The sequence below is a fragment of the Halorubrum tibetense genome, assembly GCF_042661865.1.
GTDB lineage: Archaea > Halobacteriota > Halobacteria > Halobacteriales > Haloferacaceae > Halorubrum > Halorubrum tibetense.
On record NZ_JBHSWW010000204.1, the window covers coordinates 1 to 4,839 of the forward strand.

General features: G+C 66.2%; 5 protein-coding genes. 3 read left to right on the top strand and 2 right to left on the bottom strand.

Annotation, left to right across the window (positions count from 1 at the left end; genetic code table 11):
* On the bottom strand, window positions 1–283 hold a 283-nt coding region (locus ACFQEU_RS11840), incomplete at its 3' end, for a CDP-alcohol phosphatidyltransferase family protein (protein WP_379782379.1).
* Window positions 284–379: 96 nt separating this feature from the next.
* Window positions 380–1,420, bottom strand: a complete 1,041-nt coding sequence (locus ACFQEU_RS11845; protein WP_379782381.1) for a Brp/Blh family beta-carotene 15,15'-dioxygenase — start codon at window positions 1,418–1,420, stop codon at window positions 380–382.
* 179 nt (window positions 1,421–1,599) lie between these two features.
* On the opposite strand from ACFQEU_RS11845, the gene ACFQEU_RS11850 reads away from it, so the two are divergent.
* From ACFQEU_RS11850 to ACFQEU_RS11860, 3 genes are all read left to right on the top strand, one after another.
* Window positions 1,600–3,600 (top strand): bacterio-opsin activator domain-containing protein, encoded by a 2,001-nt coding sequence (locus ACFQEU_RS11850; protein ID WP_379782383.1) that lies wholly within the window; start codon window positions 1,600–1,602, stop codon window positions 3,598–3,600.
* A gap of 47 nt (window positions 3,601–3,647) precedes the next feature.
* A complete protein-coding gene (locus tag ACFQEU_RS11855; RefSeq protein WP_379782385.1) occupies window positions 3,648–4,088 on the top strand; it encodes an SRPBCC family protein in 441 nt (146 codons plus the stop codon).
* A gap of 190 nt (window positions 4,089–4,278) precedes the next feature.
* On the top strand, window positions 4,279–4,839 hold a 561-nt coding region (locus tag ACFQEU_RS11860), incomplete at its 3' end, for an SPFH domain-containing protein (RefSeq protein WP_379782387.1).

A 4,839-nucleotide genomic window follows, 5' to 3' on the forward strand; every position in this document is an offset into this window, starting at 1 on the left:
CGAACGAAGCGGTGTCGACGACGACGACCGCGACGAGGAGAGCGGGCGCGACCCCGAAAGAGGCGACGTCAGCGAGCGAGTCCAGATACGGGCCCGCGGGCGTCGAACCGCGGTGTCTGGCGACGACGCCGTCGAGGCCATCGGCGATGGCAGCCAACAGGATCAGCCGAGCCGCGAGCGTAACGTCGACGGTGGCGGCGATCACGGCTAAGAAGCCGACTGCAGCGTTTGCCACGGTGACCGCGTCCGCGAGACCGAGCCGATCGACGAACCGCAGATACATACCGGATCGGTCGACGAGCCGGGTTTTAGGGTTTATTATCCGACGGACGCCGTTGGCCCCGATCGATCGGCCCGTCGACCCGTTCCGTGTCTGGGATCAGGGGACGTGCCAGATACCTCGACCGAAGTCGAGCCACTCGCCGACCACGACGTGCGGGAGCGCAATGATACACACGAAGATGGTGTAGAAGGCGACCGCGCCCGGCAGCAGCGACGCGCCGGCCAGCGGGTTCGGGGCCACGGTCCACAGCAACGCCGCCACCAGCGCGGTCACGAGCGCGCCGACGACGAGGACGCCCCACGCCATCACCACCGAGACGCCCTCGGTGCGGCTCGGTCGGGCCTTCTCGACGACGATGCTCCGACCCGACTGGCGCAGGGAGTACCACAGCGGGAAGTACAGTCCGATGGCGACGACGACGGGGACGAACGCGAAGAACGCGACGAGCAGCGAGGTTTCGAGCACGTCGTAGAGCCACGACGTCGAGACGCCGGCGGTCGCGAGGCCGCCGCCGAGGTGTGCCAGTACGGCCACTCCGTACACCGCACCGAGGACCGTGACGAATCCTTCGGGGTTCGAGGCGGCCGGACCGACGAGCGTTCCGCCGAAGACGTTCAGCATGTATCCTGTGAACGCGTAGAACGTCTCGGTCCAGAACACCGCGGGGACGATCATCACGGCACCGCCGCGGACGAACGCGGCGAGCGCGCGCTGTGGACGGGAGACGAGGTGGTCGCTCCCGACGATCGCGTCCATCACCCGGAGGTCGCCGTGCCCGCCTTTCGCGACCGCGGTCCCGAACGCGATCGCGAGCGCCGGCAGCGGTGCGAGGACGAACAGCGCGATGAACCCGGCCACGAAGCCGAGGTACAGGACGACGTAGCGCGCACCGAACGGGAGACCACGCCGCCGAAGGTTCGAGAAGTGCTCGTACCCGCCGTGTGGCAGGTTCAACGCGACCATTCCGACGAGGTAGACGAGCATCTGCGTGTGTAAGGCCAGTTCAGTCCCCGTCGCGTACAGGGCGGCGAACCCGACCGTCAGGACGAGCAACGCGCCGCGGGAGACGTCGATCGCGGCCCGTTCCGGTTCGTCGAAAAGGCGACTGCGGGCGAAACTCGCGCTTGACGTCGACATGAACGCACCTACGTTATCCGCGGGGTTGTGTGCTCAGTCGGATTATTTCGTTCTTTAAATAGTTCCCGGCTCGGTGGCTGCCACGTCGGTGGTCGCTGCGTCGATGGGCGTCACGTCGGTTGACTCGCGCTCGCGCCATAGCACCAACGCTTAATCCATCGTGCCACCAACGGTCACGTATGTCGGGATCCCGGGCACTCTTAGCCCACCCGCGAGACGGGATCGACCGGATCGCGTCCGCCCTCGAGACCGAAGGGTTCGATGTAACCCCGGTCCACACTGCCACGGCAGCCGTGGCGAAAGCCACCACCGGTACGTACGACTGCTTGGTGAGCGAGTACGACCTGCCCGGAGACGACGGGGTCGCACTGCTCAAAGCGTTAGAGGAGTCCGGAATCGACCTCCCCGCGGTCCTGTTCACGGACGCCGTCACCGACGTGGAGGAGGTCTCACGGGCGGCGTATCGGCACGGTGCCGACCGCGTTATCCGGAAGAACGGGGACGAGTCGGTGTCGTCGCTCGTCGACGACGTTGCCGCCGTCAGCTCGGGCGGCGTGATCAGCCAGACCAAACAGGATATCGACGGCCACGAGCCGTCCACGGCCGATATCGAGCGCGCCGTCAACGAGGCCCCGATCGGGCTCAGCATCTGCGACCCGGAGCTCGACGACGGCCCGCTCGTGTACGTCAACGATGCGTGGGAAGACCACACCGGCTACCCGAAAGAGGAGGTGCTCGGTCGGAACCCTCGGTTCCTTCAGGGCCCCGAAACGGACCCCGAGACGGTCGGACGGCTCGCCGGCGCGATCGAAAACGAGGAACCGGTCACCGTCGAGATCCGTAACTACCGTCGCGACGGCACCCCGTTCTGGAACGAGCTCACGGTCGCACCGGTGTTCGACGACGACGAGCTGGTCCACTACGTGGGGTTCCAGAACGACGTCACCGATCGTAAAACAGCCGAACGGCTCGCCGACGAGCGCGCGGAGAAGATCGCCGCCGAACGACAGGCACTCGATCGGGTCCTCGGACGGGTCAACGGGCTCCTCAGCGAGATCAGCCGGATCCTGGTTGAGGGAACGGATGCGGACACCATCTCCCGGAAAGTGTGTGAGGAGATCGCTGACGAGCCCGGCTACATGGGGGGATGGATCGCCGAGGTGTCGTCGGGAACCGGGCGCTTGGAGCTGACGTCGTCGAGCGGGCTCCCGATCGATGACGGCCTCTCGCTGTCGCTGGAGGAGACGCCGATGGAGGTCAGACGTGCCATCGACACCGATGAGGTGCAGGGCTGTTCCGCCGGCAGCTGTGCGGGCGGTCCGCTCGCGCCGAAGACGGTCGGCGGCCGGCGGCTGCTCGTCGTCCCCGTCACCTACGGCCATCGGCGCTACGGTCTGTTGGGTATCTACAGCAGCGAGGAGAACGCCCTCGACCGCCGGGAGCGGAAGGTGTGCAAGTCGGTCGGGAAGATGATCGCCAACGGGCTCCACTCGGTCGAGACGACCCGGATCCTCACCACGGATCGGGTCGTCGAGCTCTGTGTCGATGTCACCGACGACTCGTTCACGCTCTCGCGGATCGCCGACGCCGTCGGCGGAACGGTGGATCTCCTCGGGACCACGCGGCTGGACGACGACGCCTGCGAGCTGTACCTCAAGACCGAATGTGGGGCCGACGAGGAGACCATCGAGGGGATCGAGACGCTCCCGTTCGTCCGATCCTCTCGAGCGGTCTCGGAGACGAACGACGACGTGACGTTCTCTGTCACCGCCACGGAATCGCCGCCGTTCACCCGCCTCGCGGAACACGGCGGCGTCGTCGCCGACGCGAGCGCGGAGCCGACGAGCGCCCACCTGACCATCGAGGCTCCGCCGGAACAGGACGTCCGCTCGATGCTCGACGTGCTCCGGGCGGAGTACGACGGGGTCGAGCTCCGCTCGCGCGTCGAGCGGGAGAGCCGTGACCGGAGCCTCACCGAGTTCGCGGCCGAGGTCGACGACCGGCTCACGGAGCGACAGCGGTCGGCACTGAAAACCGCCGAGCTGAACGGCTACTTCGAGTGGCCCCGCCCGGTGGACGGCTCTGAGATCGCCGACCGGATGGGAATCACTCGACAGACGTTCCACCAGCACCTCCGCGCGGCCGAGCGCAAACTGGTCGAGGCGTACGTCGACCCGTAACACCACCGGCAAGCACCTACCACCAGTCATCATCACCCACTGACGCCATGTTCTCCGCACGCGATACGATCCACGTCGATGCCGATGTCGCAACGGTGTTCGAGTTCATGGACGACCCGCACAACCACGCCGCAGTGACGCCGCGGCTCACCGACGTCCGGGACGTTGAACCTCTCGAAAACGGCGGAAAGCGACTGTCGTTTACCTACCGAATGGCCGGGATGGGGATCGACGGCGAGCTCGTACAGACGGTCCACGAGCCGAACGAGCGGATGGCTTTCGAGATGCGCGGCCGACTCGAGGGAACGATCACGCTGGAGTTCGAACCCGACGGCGACGGCACCGCGCTCACTTATGCGGCCGAGTACGACCTGCCGGAGAACGCCCTCACTTCGCTCGGTGAGCCCGTCGTCCGTCGGTTCAATGAGCGTCAGCTGCGCGCGACCCTGGAGAACGTCGCGGAACGGTTCACCCTAGAAGGTGACTGAGTGTCGGTCGGTGGCCCCTCCGACATCGGTTGGCGGACCCTAGCGTCGGTCAACAGTCCCTGTGGCGTCGACGGCTCGACGCTCGCGATCCACGATCCGGACTGGCGGTCCCGGGCGATCGCGCGCTCGATCAGTCGACGTGACCGGCGTCCGGGCGAACAATTAAGCGTCCGATTCCCCAATCGAGGGTATGGACCCACTTCCCCTCCAGTTCGGTTTCGGCTTGGTAAGCGTTGGACTGTTGTTCCTCATGTTGGTGGTGATCACGCTCTGGCAGTCGTTCGTGATCGTCGACGCCTACGAGAAGAAGACGCTCACCGTCTTCGGCGAGTACCGGAAGCTGCTCGAACCCGGTATCAACCTGATCCCGCCGTTCGTGTCGCGGACGTACGCGTTCGATATGCGGACACAGACGCTGGACGTGCCGCGACAAGAGGCGATCACGCGGGACAACTCGCCGGTGATGGAACTCGACGACACGCTGAACAAACGCCAAGAGATCAACGCGAAGATCCGCCGCGAGCTGGACGAGCCGACCGACGAGTGGGGGATCCGCGTCGAGAGCGTCGAGGTTCGCGAGGTCAACCCCTCGAAGGACGTCCAGCAGGCGATGGAGCAGCAGACGTCGGCGGAGCGTCGTCGTCGGGCGATGATCCTCGAAGCGCAGGGGGAACGCCGCTCGGCGGTCGAGCAGGCCGAGGGTGACAAGCAGTCGAACATCATCCGCGCACAGGGTGAAAAGCAGTCGCAG

Bases quoted from the DNA above. Each gene is read 5' to 3' on its own strand.
- ACFQEU_RS11845 (WP_379782381.1), bottom strand. From the start codon at position 1,420: ATGTCGACGTCAAGCGCGAGTTTCGCCCGCAGTCGCCTTTTCGACGAA.
- ACFQEU_RS11850 (WP_379782383.1), top strand. From the start codon at position 1,600: ATGTCGGGATCCCGGGCACTCTTAGCCCACCCGCGAGACGGGATCGAC.
- ACFQEU_RS11855 (WP_379782385.1), top strand. From the start codon at position 3,648: ATGTTCTCCGCACGCGATACGATCCACGTCGATGCCGATGTCGCAACG.